This is a genomic window from Halosimplex rarum (assembly GCF_047715405.1).
In the GTDB taxonomy this organism is placed as follows: domain Archaea; phylum Halobacteriota; class Halobacteria; order Halobacteriales; family Haloarculaceae; genus Halosimplex; species Halosimplex rarum.
Window position 1 is genome coordinate 4154642 of record NZ_CP180412.1, and the last position, 21016, is coordinate 4175657.

18 protein-coding genes and 1 tRNA gene are annotated in these 21016 nt (G+C 68.1%); 15 read left to right on the top strand and 4 right to left on the bottom strand.

Annotated features, from left to right (window positions below; genetic code table 11):
- Positions 1–44 precede the first annotated feature (44 nt).
- The 7 genes from ACMGFH_RS19835 (at position 45) to ACMGFH_RS19865 (ending at position 7187) form a co-directional block, all read left to right on the top strand.
- Positions 45–1208, top strand: coding sequence for a FecCD family ABC transporter permease (locus ACMGFH_RS19835; protein WP_415380340.1), 1164 nt, complete (start codon positions 45–47; stop codon positions 1206–1208).
- Entirely contained in the window at positions 1205–2140 is a 936-nt protein-coding gene (locus tag ACMGFH_RS19840; RefSeq protein WP_415380341.1) for an ABC transporter ATP-binding protein, read from the top strand. The genes ACMGFH_RS19835 and ACMGFH_RS19840 overlap by 4 nt, the downstream gene beginning before the upstream one ends.
- 257 nt (positions 2141–2397) lie before the next feature.
- Positions 2398–3288 carry a bifunctional 5,10-methylenetetrahydrofolate dehydrogenase/5,10-methenyltetrahydrofolate cyclohydrolase gene (locus ACMGFH_RS19845; protein WP_415380342.1) on the top strand — a complete coding sequence of 297 codons (891 nt, stop codon included), beginning with the start codon at positions 2398–2400 and terminating at the stop codon, positions 3286–3288.
- Positions 3289–3469: 181 nt separating this feature from the next.
- Entirely contained in the window at positions 3470–4381 is a 912-nt protein-coding gene (locus ACMGFH_RS19850; RefSeq protein WP_415380343.1) for an NADP-dependent phosphogluconate dehydrogenase, read from the top strand.
- 169 nt (positions 4382–4550) lie between these two features.
- A complete protein-coding gene (locus ACMGFH_RS19855; protein WP_415380344.1) occupies positions 4551–5135 on the top strand; it encodes a 2Fe-2S iron-sulfur cluster-binding protein in 585 nt (194 codons plus the stop codon).
- A 71-nt stretch (positions 5136–5206) separates the two neighbouring features.
- A tRNA-Arg gene (locus ACMGFH_RS19860) sits at positions 5207–5279 on the top strand.
- 387 nt (positions 5280–5666) lie between these two features.
- Positions 5667–7187, top strand: a complete 1521-nt coding sequence (locus tag ACMGFH_RS19865; protein ID WP_415380345.1) for an FAD-dependent oxidoreductase — start codon at positions 5667–5669, stop codon at positions 7185–7187.
- A 72-nt stretch (positions 7188–7259) separates the two neighbouring features.
- On the opposite strand, the gene ACMGFH_RS19870 is transcribed toward ACMGFH_RS19865, so the two are convergent.
- Positions 7260–9443: a beta-glucosidase family protein gene (locus tag ACMGFH_RS19870; RefSeq protein WP_415380346.1), complete on the bottom strand. Its 2184-nt coding sequence runs from the start codon at positions 9441–9443 to the stop codon at positions 7260–7262.
- 351 nt (positions 9444–9794) lie between these two features.
- Between ACMGFH_RS19870 and ACMGFH_RS19875 the strand changes: the two genes are divergently transcribed.
- On the top strand, positions 9795–10868 hold the full coding sequence (locus ACMGFH_RS19875; RefSeq protein ID WP_415380347.1) for a flippase-like domain-containing protein: 1074 nt from the start codon (positions 9795–9797) through the stop codon (positions 10866–10868).
- 10 nt (positions 10869–10878) lie between these two features.
- Here the strand turns inward: ACMGFH_RS19875 and ACMGFH_RS19880 are convergent, their stop codons facing one another.
- Positions 10879–11592 (bottom strand): ferredoxin--NADP reductase, encoded by a 714-nt coding sequence (locus tag ACMGFH_RS19880; protein ID WP_415380348.1) that lies wholly within the window; start codon positions 11590–11592, stop codon positions 10879–10881.
- A gap of 52 nt (positions 11593–11644) precedes the next feature.
- Positions 11645–12100, bottom strand: a complete 456-nt coding sequence (locus ACMGFH_RS19885) for a pyridoxamine 5'-phosphate oxidase family protein (RefSeq protein WP_415380349.1) — start codon at positions 12098–12100, stop codon at positions 11645–11647.
- A 457-nt stretch (positions 12101–12557) separates the two neighbouring features.
- Between ACMGFH_RS19885 and ACMGFH_RS19890 the strand changes: the two genes are divergently transcribed.
- The 5 genes from ACMGFH_RS19890 to ACMGFH_RS19910 all read left to right on the top strand — a co-directional run bounded on the left by ACMGFH_RS19890 (position 12558) and on the right by ACMGFH_RS19910 (position 16614).
- The gene (locus ACMGFH_RS19890; protein ID WP_415380350.1) at positions 12558–12989 is read left to right on the top strand and encodes a DUF2267 domain-containing protein; all 432 of its coding nucleotides are present in this window, start codon (positions 12558–12560) and stop codon (positions 12987–12989) included.
- A 93-nt stretch (positions 12990–13082) separates the two neighbouring features.
- Entirely contained in the window at positions 13083–13379 is a 297-nt protein-coding gene (locus ACMGFH_RS19895; protein ID WP_415380351.1) for a hypothetical protein, read from the top strand.
- A 105-nt stretch (positions 13380–13484) separates the two neighbouring features.
- Entirely contained in the window at positions 13485–14804 is a 1320-nt protein-coding gene (locus ACMGFH_RS19900) for an RNB domain-containing ribonuclease (protein ID WP_415380352.1), read from the top strand.
- A 340-nt stretch (positions 14805–15144) separates the two neighbouring features.
- Positions 15145–15369 carry a hypothetical protein gene (locus tag ACMGFH_RS19905; protein ID WP_415380353.1) on the top strand — a complete coding sequence of 75 codons (225 nt, stop codon included), beginning with the start codon at positions 15145–15147 and terminating at the stop codon, positions 15367–15369.
- A 264-nt stretch (positions 15370–15633) separates the two neighbouring features.
- Positions 15634–16614 (top strand): phytoene/squalene synthase family protein, encoded by a 981-nt coding sequence (locus ACMGFH_RS19910; RefSeq protein ID WP_415380354.1) that lies wholly within the window; start codon positions 15634–15636, stop codon positions 16612–16614.
- Positions 16615–16743: 129 nt separating this feature from the next.
- Here the strand turns inward: ACMGFH_RS19910 and ACMGFH_RS19915 are convergent, their stop codons facing one another.
- Complete coding sequence (locus ACMGFH_RS19915) at positions 16744–17334, bottom strand: 50S ribosomal protein L15e (protein ID WP_415380355.1); 591 nt, start codon at positions 17332–17334, stop codon at positions 16744–16746.
- Between the two features lie 234 nt (positions 17335–17568).
- Between ACMGFH_RS19915 and ACMGFH_RS19920 the strand changes: the two genes are divergently transcribed.
- A complete protein-coding gene (locus ACMGFH_RS19920; RefSeq protein ID WP_415380356.1) occupies positions 17569–18642 on the top strand; it encodes a TrmB family transcriptional regulator in 1074 nt (357 codons plus the stop codon).
- A 454-nt stretch (positions 18643–19096) separates the two neighbouring features.
- Positions 19097–20986 carry a glycoside hydrolase family 5 protein gene (locus ACMGFH_RS19925; protein WP_415380357.1) on the top strand — a complete coding sequence of 630 codons (1890 nt, stop codon included), beginning with the start codon at positions 19097–19099 and terminating at the stop codon, positions 20984–20986.
- The last annotated feature ends 30 nt before the right edge of the window (positions 20987–21016 follow it).

Here is a 21016-nt window from a genome sequence, read left to right on the forward strand (position 1 = left end):
CCGGAATTACTAAGTCGGTGTTTAGGCAAACCTAAAACAATCAGATGGCCGAGGACGTCGCGTCGAGCACGGGGAGGGCCGCGGGCGAGAGCTCCCGCCTCGCCTGGATCGACAGAAACCTGGTTTCGCTGTGTCTCGGGAGTCTGGCTATCGCCGTCGCGGCCGGGCTCGTGCAGGTGAGCTTCGGGTCGTACACGATGTCCATCACCCAGGCGTGGCAGTCGGTACTCGACCCGGCGGTGCTACTGAACCCCCACTGGCTGCTCAACTTCCTGCTCGGCGAGGGACTGATGCGGACGGTCACCGGCTTCGAGGGCGCGCTCCCGGAACTGTCGACGACGACGCTCATCGTCTGGAACATCCGCCTGCCGCGGGTGTTCGTCGCGATGATCGTCGGGATGAACCTCGCCGTCTCCGGCGCCATCTTCCAGGCGGTCACCCGGAACGAGCTCGCGAGCCCGTTCATCCTCGGCGTCTCCTCGGGCGCGGGCCTGCTCATCCTCCTGACGCTCGTCGTCTTCCCGGCGATGGCGGCCGTGCTCCCGCTCATCGCCGCCCTGGGCGGGATGGCCGCGTTCGTGCTCGTCTACGCCATCGCCTGGAAGGGCGGCACCTCGCCCGTCCGGCTCGTCCTCGCCGGCGTCATCGTCGGTACCGTCTTCCAGAGCATGCAGACCGGCCTGTTCTTCTTCGCCGACAACATCGGCGTCGTCCAGTCGGCCATCGCGTGGACGACCGGGTCGCTGACCGGTACCGACTGGGAGCAGGTCCGCACCGCGCTCCCGTGGACGATCATCGCGATGTTCCTCGCGCTCGTCGGCGCCCGTCAGCTGAACGTCCTCCTGCTGGGCGAGCGGACCGCGTCGTCGCTCGGCATGAACGTCGAGCGGATGCGCTTCGCCCTCTCGGTGGTGGGCGTGCTCGCCGCGGCCGCGAGCATCGCCGTCGCCGGCATCGTCGGCTTCGTCGGCCTCATCGTCCCCCACGTCGTCCGCAACGTGGTCGGCAGCGACTACAAGCGGCTCATCGTCGGCTGCCTGTTCGCGGGCCCCGCCCTGCTGGTCGCCGCGGACGTGGGCGCGCGCCTCGCGATCCCAGTCGTTATCGGCGGGAGCGGGCAGATGCCCGTCGGCATCGTCACGGGCCTGATCGGCGGCCCGTACTTCCTCTACCTGATGCGCAAACAGGAGCAACTCGGAGAGATATGAGCAAGAGCGACCCCACCCCCATCGAGCACCGCCCCGACGAAGACGTCCACAGCGAGTGCGACGAGTCCCAGGACGTGCAGACCGCCCTCACCGACCCGGCGGTGGCCGCGTCCGGCGACGGGACGCCGTTTTCCGCCGAGGAGCTCGTCGTCGGCTACCCGACCTCCGAAGCGCCGGTCGTCGACGGCGAGACGCTCGTCGCTCCGCCCGGGGAGGTCACCGCCCTCGTGGGCCCCAACGGCAGCGGGAAGAGCACCCTCCTGAAGGGGATGGCCGACCAGCTCGCCCCCGACGCCGGCTCGGTTCTCCTCGACGGCAGCGAGGTCGAGTCAATGGACTCGAAGGACCTCGCGCGACGGCTCGGGCTGCTCTCCCAGGAGAACGTCGCCCCCGAGAGCATCACCGTCGAGAAGCTCGTCTCGCACGGTCGGTACCCGCATCGGGGCTTTTTCGACGGGCTCACCGACGAGGACCGCGCGGCCATCGACCGCGCCATCGACCTCGCGGGCGTCGGTCACATCCGCGACCGCGACGTCGGCAGTCTCAGCGGCGGGCAGAAACAGCTCGTCTGGATCGCCATGATCCTCGCCCAGGAGACGGACGTGCTCCTGCTCGACGAACCGACGACGTTCCTCGACATGCACCACCAGCTGGAAGTGATGGAGATCGTCGAGACGCTCCGCGACGAGAGCGACAAGACCGTCGTCGTCGTCCTCCACGACCTCCAGCAGGCCGCCCGCCTCGCCGACCACATGCTCGCGCTCAAGGACGGCACCGTTCAGGGCCGCGGCAGCCCCGAGGAGGTCGTCACCAAAGAGATGCTCGCCGACGTGTTCGGCATCGAAGCGACCGTCACCCAGACCGACCTGGGCCCGCAGATCACGCCGCTCCGACCGCTCCACGACGACGCCGGCGCCGACGCTCACCGCTGAGTCCGATTTCTGTCCTTCGAGCCGCCGATCCGTTGTTTTCCCGCCCTCTCGTGCCTCGCAGTCTCCCCTGCGTCTGACGCTGTCAACGCCATACCGATATACCGAATCGCGGGGCCGCGACCAGGCGCGGTCCGATCGAGCGCCGTAACTTCGGCGCGAGACCGACCGCTCCGTCACTGTCGCGAAAATCGACACAGTGTCGATTCCGGATTTCCCGCACCGGAGTACTTACCGCCGGGTGACCGCCGGGTTCCTCCATGGCGACGATCCTCGACGGCGACGCGCTGGCCGCTCGACTCCGGGAGGACCTGCGAGGGTCCGTCGAACGACTCGCGGACGCGGGCGTCCGGCCCGGACTGGCGACCGTCCACATGGGCGACGATCCAGCCGCCGAGTCGTACGTCGAGTTGAAACAGCGCGACTGCGCCGAACTCGGCATCGACGGGACGCACGTCGACCTCGATCCCGACGCGCCCGCCTCGACGCTCCACGACGTCCTCGCGGATCTCAACGCCGACCCGACCGTCCACGGAATCTTGATCCAGGACGACGTGCCCGACCACGTCGACTGGCAGGCGGCCGTCCGCCGCATCGACCCCGAGAAAGACGTGGACGGGCTCCATCCCGAGAACGTCGGCCGGCTCGTCGCGGGCGAACCGCGGTTCGTCCCCTGCACGCCGCTGGGGATCCAGCGGCTCCTCGCCGAGTACGGGATCGGCATCGCGGGCGCGGACGTGGTCGTGGTGAACCGGTCGATGATCGTCGGCAAACCGCTGGCGGCGCTGCTGACCCAGCGAGGCGACGGCGGAGATGCGACGCTGACGGTCTGTCACTCCCGGACGGCGGACCTCGTCGCGAAAATTCGGGACGCTGACGTCCTCGTCGTCGCCGTGGACAGCCCCGGATTTCTGGATGGTTCGATGGTCAGCGAAGGGACGACGGTGATCGACGTGGGGATCGGCCGGGTTCCGGCAGACACCGAGCGGGGATACGAACTCGTCGGCGACGTGGACGCCGAGAGCGTGGCGCCGAAGGCCGACTACTTCGCGCCCGTTCCCGGCGGCGTCGGCCCGATGACTCGCGTGATGCTCCACAACAACACCGTCGAAGCGGCCCGACGGCAGACCGACGTCGCCACCGGCGAGTGATCGGGTCCGTAAACGGCAATGCGCTATACGAAACGCACCGTCACGAGCGATGCGCTCCCCATCAAATCACCCGCCGTTCGCCGGGATCGTCGCCGTGCGAGACTGAAACGGCTGTTCGGCGGACTCGAAGTGCCGGACGCGAACCACAACCCCTACTTGCGCGCCCGGAGAGTCGGCGAGTATGCAACTAGGCGTCATCGGACTCGGACGGATGGGGCAGATCGTCGTCGACCGCTCGCTGGAGGCGGGCCACGACGTGGTGGCTTTCGACCTCGACGAGGAAGCGGTCGCGACGGCCGCCGACGCGGGCGCGACGCCGGCCGAGTCGGTCGTCGACCTCGCTGAGGCGCTCGGCGACGACAAGCGGATCTGGCTGATGGTCCCCGCCGGAGGGGCCGTCGACGCCGCACTCGACGACCTCGAATCCCACCTCGACGGCGACGACGTCGTCGTCGACGGCGGCAACTCCTACTTCGAGGACTCGGTCCGCCGCGCCGAGTCGACCGACGCCGCCTATCTCGACTGCGGCACCTCCGGCGGGCCCGCCAGCGCCGAGGAAGGGTTCTCGCTGATGGTCGGCGGACCCGAGTGGGCCTACGAGGAACTCGTGCCGGTCTTCGACGCCGTCGCGACGGGGCCGGAGGGCCACGACCGGATGGGGCCCGCGGGATCGGGACACTACGTCAAGATGGTCCACAACGGCGTCGAGTACGCGCTGATGCAGACCTACGGCGAGGGGTTCGAACTGCTCGCGAACGGCCGCTACGACCTCGACCTGGAATCGGTCGCGCGAACGTGGAACAACGGCGCGGTCATCCGCTCGTGGCTGCTCGAACTCTGCGAGGAGGCGTTCGGCGAGGAGGGCAACCACCTCGGGACCGTCGCCGACCGCGTCGAGGGCGGGTCGACGGGTACCTGGACGGTCCAGGAGGCGCTCGAACAGGAGGTGCCGGTGCCGCTCATCTACCAGGCGCTCGCCGAGCGTTTCGACTCGCGCTCGTCGGGCGGCGAGGGTCCCGGCCGGTTCTCGCGGCGGCTGGCCAATCGGCTCCGGTACGGGTTCGGTCGCCACGAGGTGCCGCGGCGCGAGTAGCGAGACGCGAACGAAGTGAGCGTCTCGGAATTGCGAGCGGAGAGCGAACGCGACCCGTGAGCAGCGGGAGTGAATCCACTCGACGATTGAACACGTTCGGGCCCGCTGCCCGGTCGCTGTCCCGGAATGAAGCGTCACCTAATTATACGGGCGCTTCAAAGCCAGATACATGGCCAACCTAACGAGTGTCGCACTCGGGGCCGGGTTGACGCTCATCGTCGTCGCGATCCACTACGCTCGCGGGACGGGCTGGGAGCCGCCGGCGGACATCTCTCAGGAGGTCCTCGAACGGCGAGCGGCGGCGGTGCCCGAGACCGACTTCCCCGAACCCATGAACCGCTCCATCGGCGGCGGGGCCGCGGGCGCGATCCCCGCCGGCGAGGGCGGTGCCGAGCTCGAAGAGGGTGAGGACGGCGACGAGGAAGCGGAGGGCTTCGACCCCGAGGCGATCCCGGACGACGAGGTCGAGTACTACGAGGTCGAGTTCGCCAAGGAAGGCGAGACCATCGAGATCGCCAACAACGAGAACATCCTCGACGTCGGCGAAGAGGAAGGGTGGGACCTGCCCTATGCCTGCCGACAGGGCCAGTGCGTCTCCTGTGCCGGGCAGATTCAGGACGGCCCTGCGCTGGACTACATCCAGCACGAACACAACGAGGCGCTGTTCGACGACGACATGGACGACGGCTACTGCCTGACCTGCGTCGCGTACCCGATCGACGACTTCACGCTCGAAACCGGCGAGCAGCCCTGACCGTCCCGGACGCTCCGTTTCTCTCCGCGTCTCATAACCGTTAAGGACGAGACCGCGATATATCGATACGAGGGCCCGTAGCTCAGTGGACAGAGTGCTTGGTTCCGGACCAAGTTGTCCGGGGTTCAAATCCCCGCGGGCTCGCTTCTGCGATTTCGTTCGACGCGGAGTCTCGTCTCCGCGTTTCTCCTGAAATCGGTGTGCGTCGTCGGGGATTTGAACTACGGCAGACCGAACGGAGTGAGGTCTGGCATCGAGTTCAAATCCCCGCGGGCTCGTCTCTTTCGTCGCTTCGCTCCTCAGTCGCCGAGCCCGCCGACCCTCGCGAACGCTTCGCGTTCGCTCAGTCCCCGCGGGCTCGCTTCTGCGATTTCGTTCGACGCGGAGTCTCGTCTCCGCCTCGCTCCCGAAATCGGTGTGCGTCCGCCGGGAATTCGAGGCACGTTCGACGAGACAGGTCCCCTCGTTTCGAGTACGTGTCGACCGAACGCAAATAACTGTAATATACGTTCCCTATATACAACGCGGGAGATGAGCGACCAGATCGACGAGGTGGTGATCGTGGGCGGGGGCGACTCGGGGCTGTTGACCGCGCTGAGCATCGACAGGATGAATCTCGAGATCGACGTGTCGGTCGTGGACGACTTCGATCGGGCGGTCCCGCAGGTCGGCAAGAGCACGTTCCTGGCCATCCAGCAGGTGCTCCACGACTCCCTGGGCATCGACGAGCGGGAGTTCGTCTCGACGGTCAAGCCCGTCTGGAAGGCGTCGGTGTACTTCAGGGACTGGTGCGGCAACGAGCCGTTCCATTACCCGTTCGATCTGGGCGGGAACTTCCCGAATCCGGACGAGCCGGACTCGCTACAGGGGTTTTACTACTTCTACGAGACGCTGCACAACAGTCCCGACCACCGGACGAAGTGCGAGGAGATGGTCGCCCAGGGGAAATCGCCGTGGTACTTCTCGCCGCGCGACGGCGGCACTCGGAGGTACGACAACGTCGCGTATCACCTCGACACGGAGCGGTTCAACGCGTTCCTGCGGACCCGCTGTCGGGAGCGCGGCGTCTCGCTCGTGGACGACGAGGTCGTCACCGTCGACGCGGCGGGCGACCGGATCAAGCGACTCCGCGGCAGGAGCCGGGCCTACGAGGCAGACCTGTACGTCGACGCGTCGGGATTCTCTCGCGTGATCAAGGGGGAACAGAGCGACGGGTTCCGCGAGTTCGACCTGCCGCTGGACGCGGCGCTGAACGCGCGGTCGGCGATCGACCTCTCGGAGGTGGTCCCGGCGACGGTCATCGACACCGGCGACCACGGCTGGTTCTGGCAGATCGACACGTTCGACAACCGCGATCGCGGGTACGTCTACGCCTCCGACTACGTCTCCGAGGAGGACGCCCGAGCCGAGTTCGTCGAGCACTGCGAGGGCATCGCCGCCGAGGACGTGGCGAAATACGATTTCACGTCGGGCTACTACGAGCGCGCGTGGGTGGAGAACTGCGTCGCGATCGGCAACGCCGAGGGGTTCGTGGAACCGCTCCAGTCGACGGGGCTGACCGCCAACGCGAAGGCGGCGGTCACGCTCGCGAACCTCCTCGCCGGGCGCGGGCGGGTCGCCGACGACGCGCTCCGGGAGTCGTACAACTCGTGGGTGAGCCGGGGGTGGGAGTCGATCTACGACTTCATCAGCCTGCACTACGCCTACGCCGACGGCGATACGGCCTTCTGGGAGGCGGCGCAGTCGATCGACCTCAGCGACCGGATGGAACTGCTCGTCGGGGCGTTCGACCGGCACGGATTCGACACCACCGTCGACCCCGTGATGGAACGCACGGAGGTCGAGGACCTGCTGTTCTTCCGACCGCGAAATTTCTTCGCGCTCGCTCGGAGCATGGGCGCCACCTCGGCGTTCTACGAGGCCAACGACTTCGAAGTGAGCGAGGAGAGCGAGCGGCGGGCCGCGGAGTACTACGGGAACATCCGCGAACAGGTGGGCGACCACTACGACCACAGGGAGTTCTATCACGGCGCACTCGGCCAGCAGTTCTAACCGAGGCTTCCGCCAGCGATTCCAGCGGGCCCCGGACGGTGTCTCGTCGACTACACACCGCGCGAACGGCGATCAGTCGACCGTGACCGACTCGCGGGCGCGCCGGTCACGCGACGACCGCCCGGCCGTCACCACGTACTCTCCCGGGTCGACCGTCCAGCCGTCGCGTTCGTCGTATCGCGTCAGCGGACCCCGGGGGAGCGACAGCGAGACGCGGCGGCGTTCGCCGCCGTCGAGTTCGACGGTCGCGAAGCCGGCGAGTTCGCGTTCGGGCCGGATGACCGTCCCCGGCGCTGGCGGCGGTTCGACGTACGCCTGGACGACCTCGCGTCCGGGACGGTCGGCGCGGTTCTCGACGATGACTGACGCGTCGAGCGCGGTGCCGTCGTCGCGCTCCCCCCCGCGCTCGACGGTGAGGTTCTCGTAGCCGAACTCCGCGTAAGAGCGGCCGTGACCGAACGGGAACAGCGGGGCGACGCCGTCGCGGTCGAAGCCGCGGTAGCCGACGAAGACGCCCTCGTCGTAATGGACGTGCTCGTGGACCCCGGGATAGCGGCGCTCGTCGTCCCCGACCGGGTAGTCGGCGAACCGGCGACCGAACGTCACCGGGAGTCTGCCGCCGGGGTCGGCCCCGTAGAGCACGTCCGCGAGCGCCGCGCCGTCGGCCTGGCCGGGATACCACGTCTGGACGACGGCGGCAACGTCGTCGATCCACGGCATCTCGACGGGGCCGCTGGTCCGGCAGACGACGACCGTCCGTCGGTTCGCGTCGGCCACGGCGTCGACGAGACTGTCCTGGTCGCCGGGCAGGGCCATCGAGTCGCGGTCTTCGCCCTCGGTCGCGCCGTCCTGCACCACGACGACCGCGACGTCTGCCGCGGCCGCCGCGTCGACGGCCGCGTCGAAGTCCGGCTTCGGAGCAAGCCGCCGTCGCAACCCCGACCCGGGCGGGTCGTACATCGACGGGCTCGCCACCCGCCTGACGCCGCGCTCGAAGGTGACGCGGGGCGCCCGCTCGCGGAGGCCGGCGACCGGGCTCACGGTCCGGGTCGGCGTCACCTCCGAACTGCCGCCGCCGCCGACCTTCGCCTCGTCGGCGTTCGGCCCGACGGCGGCGAGCGATTCGTTCCCCTCCAGCGGCAGGAGACCGCCTGTTTCGAGGAGAACAGTCCCCCTTCGAGCGATCTCCCGGGCGAGCTCGTGGTGTGTTTCCCAGTCGACGGCGGGCGAGTCGGGCCGGCCGCCACCGAGCAGCCCGAGGCGCTCGTAGAGTCCGAGGACGTGCCGGACCTTCCGGTCGAGCGTGGACTCCTGGACGATGCCGTCGACGACGGCGCGCTGGAGCCGATCCCCGAAGAAGTCGTAGGGGTAGGGGTCGGGCTGGCCGTCGTCGGCGACGAGGCGGTCGAACAGGTGCCACGACAGCGGCGGGTCGACGCCGAGCCGGTCGGAGAGACGGAGCCTCAGCATCGCGCGGAGCGCTCGGCTGTGGGGGGCCAATCGATCGAGAGGCGAGGCCCCCGGCATCTCCAGGTCGAGACCGCCCTCCGCGGCCGCGCCCGCGTCGTGAGTCCCCCACCAGTCGGACACGACGACGCCGTCGAAGCCCCATTCGTCCCGGAGGACGCCCTCGATCAACTCCCGGTGTTCACTCATATAGGGGCCGTTGACCCGGTTGTACGCCGTCATCACGGCGGACGCGCCGGCGTCGACCGCCGCGCGGAACCCCGGCAGGTAGATCTCCCGGAGGGCGCGTTCGCCGACCACGGCGTCGATCTTGTCGCGGCGGCGCTCCTGGTTGTTCGCGACGAAGTGCTTTGCCGTCGCGGCGACGCCCGCGCCCTCGATCCCCTCGACGACGGCCGCCCCGACCGTAGCGGTGAGCCGGGGATCTTCGCTCAGGTACTCGAAGTTCCGCCCGCAGGTCGGGACGCGGACGACGTTCAACCCGGGCGCGAGGACGACGTCGTGACCGCGCGTGCGGGTTTCGACAGCCAGCGCGCGGCCGGCGCGGCGGGCGAGCCCGGGATCCCAGGCGGCTCCGAGCGCGAGCGTCGCCGGGAACGCCGTCGCCTCGCGGTCTCTCACGCCGAGGGGCCCGTCGACGAGTCCAAGCGGCGGGACCCCCAGGCGGTCGACGCCGGGGAGATAGCCGGTGGCGTGCCCCGACGGGTCGGACCGTCCGCGGACCAGCCGGAGCTTCTCGTCGAGGGTCAGTTCCGCGAGGAGCGCGTCGACGCGGCCGGTGTCGGTCATCTGGCGGCAGTGACGGGCGGCGCCCGGATATCGATTGTGTCGAGCGCGGTCGAGGCGACCCCGCCTGTGCCCGCGTCAGGGTTATTCTCGTTCGGGCCCTACTGCGGCTACTGTTCCGCAGAGACTCGGACGGGCGATCCACGTGCTAGATACCACCAGCCGACGGACTGACGGACGGCGGCGATCGATCCGCTCGGAGGGCACCCGATCGACCGGTCGGGGTCCGGAGCGATCGGACCCGGGGTCGAAAGCGATCGGACGGGAGCTCAAGACGGCTCTCTCGATCTCCGTGCGGACGGGCCGGTTAGACGGTCCGCTGTCGTCGCAGGGCCCAGACAGGCAGGTGACCGCGTGAGTCGAGCGACCGGCCGGGCGGGGGCCGATCCGAGACGGCTCGCGCGCACGGCCGCCGCGCTGGCGGGGACGGTGATAGTCTTCGGCGGTGCCGCCACGGTCGTCGGCGTCGACTCGGTGCGCGAGGCGATCGCGGGCGCGGACGCGGAGACGCTCGCGCTCGTCGCAGGCCTCGCGGTGGCCGTACTGATCCTCAGGGGCCTGGCGCTGCGCGTGTCGCTCGGCGTCCTCGGCCATCGCGCCCCGATGGGCCGCGCGGTCGGCGCCTACGCCGCGACGACGCTCGTCAGCACGCTCGCCCCCGGCGGGCAGGCCGCCGGCGCCCCGGTCAACGGTCTGCTAGTCGCGCGCTCCTCCGAGACCGACTACGAGGACGCCCTCGCGGCGGTCGTCGCGGTCAGCGCGCTCACGAACCTGCTCGTCGGGCTGTTCGGGATCGCCGGCGTCGGGTACCTCCTGGCGACTGCGGGGGATGGCGACGTGGCTGCGCTCGCGGCGGTCGGCGTCGGCCTGTTCGGCCTGGCGCTCCTCGGTGCGGTCGGACTCTGGCGAGTCCGCGACCGGGCGACCGAACGCGCCGTCTCCGCCTTCTATACGCTCGGGCGCGCCCTCTGCGTCGTCCCTCGCGTCGCGCCGCCCGACCGCGACGCCGTCGCGGACCGAATCGCGCGGTTCCGGGCGTCGTTCGAGCGACTCCACGGGGCGTCGGCCAGGGAACTGGTCGCGCTGGTGGGGCTGCTCGCCGCGGCGCACGCCGCGACCGTCGCCGCGCTCTGGCTCTCGTTCCGCGCGGTCGGACAGCCGGTGTCGGTGGGCGTCCTGCTGGCGGTCGTCCCGGCCGCGGTCGCGGCGGCCGTCGTGCCGACGCCCGGCGGGAGCGGCGTCGACGTGGCACTGGTCGCGCTGCTGGCCGCAGGCACGGACGCGGTCGCACCGGTCGCCGGCGCGGCCGTCCTCGTCTACCGTGTCGGAACCTCTGGACCGACTCTCCTCGCTGGCGGCGCCGTCGGCGTCGCGATAGTCTCGCTGGGCTGGCTCCGCGAGTCCGACGGGCGTCCGGAGGCGGACTGATCGGCCCGCGTCACGACGATTCGACCTCGTCGGCTTCCCACCCTTCGGTGACGATCCGCTCCTCGTCGACGCCCTCCGACTCCAGCAGTTCCTGCGTCTCGACGACCATCTCGGGGACGCCACAGAGGTAGAAGTCCGTCCCATCGAGTCCCACGTCGAGGGCTTTCGGGATGTGGTCCTGAACGTGCCCCGTCCTCCCCGGCCACGCCTCGTCGGGATCAGAGAGGACGTAGTCCACGGAGAAGGTCTCGTGTTCCGCGTGCAACTGATCGAGGCTCTCGCGGAAGATGAGGTGTTCCTGGTCGCGTTCGCCGAACACGAGCTGCGCGTCGCCGACGCCGACCCGGGCGTACTGCTTGAGCATGGGGTACAGCGGCGTGATCCCGGTGCCGGTCGCGACGAAAGCGGCGTCGCGGTCGAAGTTCCGGACGGAGAGGTTCCCGTCGACGGGCTCGATCTCGATCACGTCGCCCGGCGCGCGGTCGTGCATGTAGACGGAGCCGTTGCCGTCGTCGTAGCGCTTGATGGCGAGGACGAGCTGGTTCGTCCCGGGGAGGTTCGCCGCGGTGTAGGGGCGCGTCTCGTCCTCGCCGTCGAGTTGGAAGTGGACTTCGGTGTGGTTGCCGGGCTCGTAGCGGAACTCGTGGTCGTCGGCGACGAGCCGGAACTGCTTCACGTCGGGCGTCATCTGGTGGACGTCTGCGACCGTGACGGAGAGGGTCATCGGGGTCCGAACTAGCGGCTCGCGACGGAAAGACGTGCTGTCGAGCCGGGGCTCAGTCGTTGATGAGCGACTCCGCGCGGCCGGTCAGCTCCTCGGGGTCCAGCCGGAAGAAGTCGAACGACACCATCCGCAGCGGCTCCTCGAAGACGTCGACCAGCGGGATGTCGATCCGCTCCATCTCGGCGAGGATCACGGACGCCGACCCCTCCTCGTCCGCGTCTTTCAGTCGGCCGCGGGCGACGACGCTGCGCCACCGTCGCTCGTCGCCCCCGCTCCCGTACGCGACGAACGTGACCGGTCTGTCGGCCAGCTCCCGAGGGTCGTCCTCGTGACCGATCGAGACCCGGAAGTAGAAGACCCGGTCCGTCGGGTCGTACCCGTACGACACGGGGACGGCGTCAGGCGGTTCGTCTCCCACGGTCGAGAGCGAGAGCACGCCCGTCCCCCCGTTGCCCAGGAACTCGTCCACTTCCTCCTCCCCCATCTCGACGTGGCTGGCGTTGGTCATGTCGGGGAATAGGACCGTCGCCGTAATAAGCCCGCGCCCGGGTGTCGCGCGTTCGACCGCGAAACGGCGGATCCGCGGCCGCTCAGCCGCGAACAACGGCCGATCGGTGCTGTTTCCAAACCCGATGCGGTCTGAGCGCAGGCCGGAGTCGCTGGAACCGACCAGCAGCGCACAGCTGTGGCCGCGCAAGGCCGGCCCGATCTGTATTTGATATAGCGAAATATGATTTACCATCGTGCGGGGCGCAACCGAGCCGACGGTCGGTCCGTCGGGGAGGCGGCTTCTACCGGGCGGAATCGGCTGGTCCAGTCCGTTCGGCGGCTCGTCGACCGAGGTCGCCGGGGCCTGTCGCCGAGACGGCATCGACACCGGTCACCGCGCAGGCCGTCCGGTGCGTGGCTCCGGCGTATGCAGGTCGACCGCTTTTGACGCTCTGTAGTGTAGAACGGGAGTAACGATGAACTTCGACGAATTCACCGGCACTGTCCAGAACCGCCTCGAACTGCCCGCAACCGGCGAGACCGTGCGCGCGATTCGCGCGACGCTGTCGACGCTGGGCGAGCGCATCCAGGAGGGGGAAGCGAACGACCTCGCCGGCTCGCTGCCGATGGAGATCGACTATTACCTGACCGGCGCCGTCGCCGAACACGGCCAGCACTTCGAGTGGGACGAGTTCCTCGACCGCGTCGCCGAGCGCGAGGGCCAGACCGCGCCCGACGATCGCGCCGACGTGGCCTACCACGCGCGCACGATCGTCGCCGTCGTCGGGGAGGCCACACCGGAGGGACAGATCGACCAGATCCGCGACCAGCTCCCCGCGGACGAGGGATGGGACGAGTTGTTCGAACTGATCGACCGCCCCCAGGCCGCCGGCGACGGGTCGGAGTGACCGTCCGCGTGCGGTGCCGCTTGAGCGCCCTTTTTAATTCGGCCTCAATGATCAGCGCGAAGGGATAAGTGGTCGTCCTCCGAAGCGGGTGACATGTGGCGCTCCTCGAAGCGGGGGCAGAGCCGGGTGACGTGCATCGCCTGCGGCGACGACGTGCCCCGGTCCGACGCCAGGGAGTACGACAAGTTCGGCGACCGCTGGGACCGCAAGGGCAAGGAGTTCGAGTACCTCTGCAAGCCCTGTGACCGCGAGCGCTGTCACCAGCCCCGCGGGGACCTCGAAGCCCTCCTCGAAGACGTCGAGTCGAGCACCGTCGGCACCGACCGCGACGCGTTTCTCGCCGCGTATCTCGAACTTGCGGAAGGTCGCGACTCCGTCGGCGACCGATAGCGGCACGCCCCGGGTCCGACCGGCCGCGATTTCGTTCGCCGCCCCCGGATCGGCGGGCGTCCGAACCACAGAAAGACTATCTGTACCCTCGTCATAGCCCGGCACATGACTACCGAGGACGAGCAGGCCCAGGCCGGCACCGTCGAGGGGCAGGGCCCCGTCGAGATCGACGAGGAGATGGCCCGCCATCTGGCGAACAAGCGCGAAGAGCTCTTCGAGAAGTTCGAGATCCGCGACGAGTTCCCCGCGGAAGTGATGGCCGAGGCCGAGGAACGGACCGAGGGCGTCCAGCAGGAGATACAGGACGAAGTCGACGAGCGCCGCGACCTGCGCGACATGACGACGTGGACGACCGACCCCATCGACGCTCAGGACTTCGACGACGCCATCTCGGTCGAGAAGCGCGACGACGAGTACGTCCTCTGGGTTCACATCGCCGACGTGTCCCACTACGTCACCCCTGGCACGGCGATGTGGGAAGAGGCCCGCGAGCGGGCCAACACCGTCTACCTCCCGGCGTACACCCTCCACATGCTCCCGCCGATCCTCGCCGAGACGGTCTGTTCGCTCGTCCCCAACGAGGACCGCCTGGCCCACACCGTCGAGATGCACCTCGACCCCGAGACGCTCTCCTACGAGGAGATCAACATCTACAAATCGGTCATCGAGTCGGACGCGCGGCTCACCTACTCCGAGTGCGAGGAGATACTCGACGACCCCGAGAGCGCCGACGACCTGCTCGAAGACACGGACGTGGACCTGGCCGAGAAGACCGAACTCGTCTGGGAACTGGCCGACCGGATGCACGAACAGCGCAAGGAGGACGGCTCGCTCGTCCTCAATCCCGCCCGCGATCGGGCACACACTATCATCGAGGAGTGCATGCTCAAGGCCAACAAGGCCGTCACGCACGAGCTCATGTGGGACCGCGGCGTCGAGGCGATGTACCGCGTCCACCCCCAGCCCTCGCCGGACGAGTGGGACGAGGCGCTGCGGGAGATCCAGGACCTGGGCGGCGTCTCGATCCCCGGCGACTCCTGGGACGACCCGCGGAAGGCCGTCAACGCGACGCTCGAACAGGCGCCCGGCCGGCAGCTCTCGAAGATCCAGCGCGCCGTGATGTTCGTGATGCCGCGCGCGAAGTACATGAGCGACCCCTTCGGCGGCCACCACGCCCTGAACTTCGAGATCTACGGGCACTTCACCTCGCCCATCCGCCGCCTGTCGGACCTGATCAACCACTGGATCGTCGCCACCAACGACGTCCCGGAGGACCTCGCAGCGCTCTGCCAGCACGCCTCGGACAAGCAGAAAGACGGCGAGCAGTGCGAACGCGAGTACAAGCAGTTCCTCCAGGAGGTCGGCCTCGACCCCCACGCCGTCAACAACCGCGGACTCGAAGTCGTCGACGAAGACGAGGACTGACTGCCACGCCGCCTCGCTGCCCGACCACGTCGCTTCCCCCTCCCCGACTCCGTTCTTCGACGCGGGGCTGGTGCCTCCCGCCGCTCGCCGGTTCTTCGATCGTCGCGATCCCGTCTTCGGGGCGTCGCCTGTCACGGACGATTCTCGCTCGCAACAGCTCCCGCGCCCACCGCCGTGCTTCCCGGCACTCCGCGCGCCCTCATATTCTCGAAACGTATGTAAATATGACAGCGATAATCAGTAGCTGGTTACTGGGTGTTCGGAGTGTGTTCGGAGAACTGTACTGGCATAAAATTTTAGTGGGAATCAATCGAACGATCGGACGAGAGGTGATGCATCGATGGCCACCAGCGACAGGACTCGCACTACGCGGGAGCACAGCACTGCCGACCGCCGACTCTCCCGGTACGACCTCCTGCTACTGGTGATACCCGCGGCGTTCCTGCTGGCGCTCGCGGGGTCGACCGTGTCGTCGGTTCCGACGTCGGCGCTCGTGGCGGGCGCGTCGATCGTCGGCGCGCTCGCCGTCGCCGACGGACTGTTCCGCAACCCGCCCCGGACGTAGTCGTGGTCGGTAAGCGACGGTTGTCTCGAGGTAACGCCCGCGAAACCGCTCTCACCGACCCCCTGGCCGGTTCTCCGATTCCGCTGCTCGCCCGGTAGGGTGTGCGTTCGCCGACCGATACGCCGGACCGAACTAGTTTGGTGGGCTGTTTATTAAATGTCTCACGTACGTAAAGACACGAACAGACGCTGGCGCCGCGGTCCTCGGCGGTCCCCGCCGCGGGCGCCGCGCGGGCCGAATTCACCCGGTGACTTAGAACTAATCATGCCAGACAGCGACCAAATCGACACGAGCAAGCAGATCCACAGGCGGACGGGCCGGACGTTCTACGTCGCGACCAAACTCCTGCCCGAGCGGGTTCGGGAGGCGACCTACGTCCTCTACGCGTTCTTCCGGGTCGCCGACGAGGTCGTCGACAGGACCGACGACCCCGACCCCGACGCGCAACGTCGTCGCCTCGAATCGATGCGGGCGGCCGCCCTGGGCGAGTCCGTCGACGGGATGGAACTGCCCGACGACGAGCGGGCGGTGCTGGAGGCGTTCCGGTCGCTGGCCACCGAGAAGGACATCGCGGACGACGAAGTCGCGGTGTTCGTCGACGCGATGATACAGGACATCGAGACGACCCGGTACGAGACGCACGCGGACCTCGAAGGGTACATGCGCGGGTCTTCGGTCGCCGTCGCGAACATGATGATGGCCGCGATGGAGATGCCCGAGGCGGACCGAGAGCGGTCTCGTCCGCACGCGGCTGCCCTCGCGGAGGCGTTCCAGCTCACCAACTTCCTGCGTGACGTGCGCGAGGACATTCACGACTACGGCCGGGTCTACCTACCGCAGGAGACCCTCGACCGATACGGCGTCGCCGAGTCGGACCTCGCCGCGGCCAACGTCACCGACGAGTTCGTCGCGGCGATGCGCCACGAACTCCAGCGCACGGAGCGGCGCTACCGCGAGGGCGTCGCCGGCATTCGGCTGCTCCCCGAGGACTGCCAGTTTGGCGTCCTCCTCGCGGCGGTGTTCTACGCCGAGCACCACCGACTGATCCGGTCGCACGACTACGACGTGCTCTCGGAGACCCCGGAGCTCGGTCGGTTGCGCCGGGGTTACCTGCTCGTTCGGACGTGGGTCCACTGGCGTCTCCATCGCGACCCGGAAGCCACCTTCTACGCGGTCAGCGCGGTCTCACGTGGCGGCGACAGTGACGGCGTCGAGACGGACGGACCGACCGGCTACGCGGCCTGACGGTGTACGGGGACCCGATGGAAGACGGAGTGTGACGGGAGCTGAGCGTGAAGATGGCCCGACTCGCGTTTCCGACCGCGGTCGCTGCTGCTCTCGAACGTTCGAACGCGATAAAATGAGGTCGCGGGTCTATCGACCGCGGTTCTCGTTGCTGGAGAGGCTCGGGCGCGTTCGCTCGGAGCCTTTCCCGCGCTTGTTGAGGCCGCGGTTGCGGCGGCCGGCGCTGGTGAGTCCGCGTAGCGAACGGTCGGTGTGCTGGGACTCGCAGATCCAGCTGAGGTCGTCGTCGTTCTCGATCGCCGGATGCTCGGGGTCGACGAGGATCACTTCGAACCACTTCTGGCTACCGTCCTGCCCGACGGGGTAGGAGTTCAGGACGCGCAGGTTCGGGTAAACGCGGGTCGAACGCTCCTCGGCGACGCGCTGGAGGTTCTTCCGGCGGGTGATCCGCGTGACGCCCTGTCGCTTCGAGCGGCGACCGGCCGTGAAGCGCTGCTTGCGGGCGCCGCCCTTGCGGATGCTCGCGCGGACCACGATGACGCCCTGCTTGGCCTTGTAGCCGAGCGAGCGCGCGCGGTCGAGGCGCGTCGGTCGCTCGATGCGCTCGATGGCGCCTTCCTCGCGCCAGTCCTGTTTTCGCTGCCACTGCAACTCCGCCAGCTTGCCGTCGTCCGGGTCCTTCCAGGCGTCCCGGATGTAGGTGTAGAAGCTCTTTGCCATGGGTGTTCACCGCCGGGCGTTGCGTGGTTCAATCTCCGGCGACGGTCGCCGGAAATCACATCCCGACCTGCACAGGCAGGTGCCCACTGGTGCCCGACCGCCCAGCGAGTTGATCAGGGATTCCGCGTTCGCGCCCTTAAGGGATCCGAACTCCGACCGACGAGGACGTGTCGACCGTCCAACTGGTGTCATACGTACATTATTATGGGATTGTATTTTACCTCGAAAGACACGATGGAGCGCGAGGATCTCCTGGGGGGACTCGAGGACGCCGGACTGACGTCGTATCAGGCGGAAGCATACCTGACGCTGCTCGACATGGGGGTGTCGCCGGCCGTCGACGTGGCGCGGAACTGCTCGATCCCGGTGCCGCGGATCTACGACGTCCTCAACGAACTGGAGCAGATGGGGTACGCGGAGACGCTGGACAGGGAGACGCTGCACGCGCGGGCCAGGGAGCCGGCGGAGTTCGTGCAGGACCTCCACGAGCGGAGCGACCGGATCTCGGAGGTCGCCGACGAGATCGAGGAGCGCTGGGAGGCGTCGCCGCTGGGGGACAACAAGATGAACGTGACCAAGCGGGTGGAGACGGTCGTCGACCACGCCGAGGACCTGATCCGCGAGGCCGACTCCAGCGTCGACCTCGCGCTCACCGACGAGCAACTGGTGGCCTACGAGCGCGCTCTCGCGGACGCGATGGACAACGACGTGGTCGTCCGGGCGTCGGTCGTCCCGACCGAGGGGATCGACCTGGCGGCCCACCCGGTCGCCGACCTGGTGACGGAGATCCGCGAGCGACCGCTCCCCGGTCCGTTCTGCGCGCTCGCGGACAGGACCAGAGCCTGTCTCGCGCCCACGACGCGCATGCCCGAGCCGTACGGCGTCGTCATCGACGACGACATTGTCCCGTTCATCTTCCGCTGGTACTTTCAGACCTGCCTCTGGGAGGTCTGGGACACGGTCTCGCGGCGACGGCAAGACCAGCCCGTCTACGTCTGTCTGGAGGCGTTCATCAGAGACGTCTACCCCCTCTGGTGGGACGACGCGATGATCTCCGTGACCGTCAGGGGGACCGAGACGGACTCCGGGCGCGACCGGGCGGTCTCCGGCGTCCTCGTGGACGTCCACTACTCCGCCGAGTCCGCGAGGACGTCGCGGCCCCCGACCCTGCTCGAACTCGCGGGACAGGCCACGGTCGCGCTCTGGACGCCGAACGGAACCCGCACAGTCGGAAGCTGGGGCGCGCTCCTGGAAGATCTCGAAGCCCGGCGCGTCACCGTCGACGCCATCGAGTTGCCGGCCCCGTAGCGCCCGGTCAGACGCCGCCGTGGTGCCCGTTCGACGCCGCGTCCGTCTCTGCTCTCGTGGAGCCGCCGCCGCGCGTGCGAAGGCCGACCACTCTGTTTTCGTCTGCGATACTAGTGTCAATGGATAATATAGTGTATAATTATAAACTAATTGTATTAACTGGAGTAAAAATGTCCGCGGCCGCTGACGGCGCCGGGCGTCTCCCGGTGTCCGCGGGAATTCCCGTCTCGACCGATCGAGACAGGATATTTATATATCAGGCATATTACCACGAAGTGGCAGAATTCGTATATAGTATTTATAATCGGATTATGTCGATAATATTGGGTCCCTGTACCTTCTAACTCGGAATCTGCTGGTGTAGATAATTCTTACCTCTCGGCCTAGGAAAACGTTTTATACCGGTCATACGATGTACGGAATGCACACCATCCGGTGTGTATCGGAGGTAGAAATGACGAACAAACGGCAACCCCCGGAGGGGGGACGAGAGGAATCGCTATCCACGGAGTCGAGCGAGGACGGCGGGGGACCGTCCCGGCGCGACTTCCTGAAGGGGAGCGCGGCGGCCGGTGCCGTCGCGCTCGGCGTGGGGGCGGGGGCGATCGGGTCGGCATCGGCGGGTATTCCGACGCCGCGGCTCCACCGTGACGGCAACCTGATCAAAGACCCGGACGGTAACACGGTCACGCTGCGCGGGGTAAACATCGCGGACCCCAAGCGGATCAACGTCACCTCGCAGGCGCGGGGGAAAGACGCCGTGCAGGTGATCGACATGCTCACCGACGCGAGCAACGGCTGGTACCCGCGGATGATCCGCGTCCCGGTCCAGCCCGTCGACATCGGTGAGTACGAGCCAGGCTCGGGCCCGCCAGTGCCGGCGTTCGACCAGAGCCAACTGGAGAGCTACCTGACGAACCACCTGGACGAGGTGGTCCAGCGCTGCGCCGAGCGCGGCGTCTACTGCATCATCGACTACCACCGTCATCGCGACGTGCAGTGGGCCGAGGGCCAGAGCGGCCCGGTCAACACGGTGCTCCAGGACGAGGTCGACATGTTCTGGGACACTGTCGCGCCGCGGTACGCCGAGGACACGCACGTCCTCTACGAGGTGTACAACGAGCCGACCGAGCCGGGGATGTGGGAAGATCCCACCACGACGCAGTGGGTGGCCGACGTCTGGCAGCTCTGGCTGGAGATGGCCCAGCCGTGGGTCGACACCATCCGGAGCCACGCCGACAACCTGATCCTCATGGGGTCGCCCAGCTGGTCGCAGAGCCCGGAAGGCGCCCTCGTCGAGGAGTTCGACGGCGAGGACATCGCCTACACGTACCACATCTATCCCGGCCACAACTCCAGTCGCGCCCGCGACTGGGAGGACGCCTCCCGCAACGGCGAGGGGGTCGCCGGCGTCTACGAGCAGGCGCCGCTGTTCGTCACCGAGTTCGGCTGGGAGGAGAACGCGGGCCAGTACATCGGGGGGACCGACGAGTTCGGCGACGCCTTCGTCGAATTCCTCGAGAAGAGTCCGGCCATCCACTGGACCGCCTGGATCGCGGATCCCGTCTGGCGCCCGGTCATGTTCGACCGCCCGTTCGCCGAGAACGCGAACGACTCCGTCGGCGACCCGTACAACGGCACGGTGCCGGAGGTCTGCACCGACCTGCCCTGCGAGTGGTCGCTCACCACCGGCAGCGGTGCCATGGGCGACGACATCAAGAGCGCGCTGGAGCAGTACCGCAACGACGGGATCCCCGGCGAGGGCACCGCGACGGGGACGCCCACCCCGACGGATACTGACAGCGACCCGCCGACAGACACGGACACCGACACCCCGACGGACACGGACACCGACACGCCGACCGATACGGATACGCCCGACACGCCGACCGATACCCCGGCCGCGGACGCCCTCGTGGTGAACGACTACGACGGAGACCCGGCCTGGAGTTCCCACCGCAACGATCTGGGGCAGTGGTGCGGCGCCGGGTCGTTCGAGAACGGCGGGGGCGACGTCTCGAACGGCGCGCTCGTCCTGGAGTACGACAACGGCGGCTGGTTCCAGGAGCAGATCAACCAGTCCGTCACAGAGTACTCGACGCTCGTGTTCAGCGTCAGCGGCGCGAACGGCGGCGAGGAGTCGGAAGTGCTGTTCGACATGGGCGGCGTCCGCACGATGCTCTCGGAGGTGACCGACGACAGCATCGGCACGAGCGCCTCCGACGTAGCGGTCGACCTCGAATCGGCGAGCGTCGACCGCTCGTCCTCGTCCATCTCGGTCCGGCTGAACTTCTGGCAAGGGGGCGCCAGCACGCTGGAGATCGACGAGATCCGACTCGAATAGACGCGCAACTAACCCACACCCTACCACTAC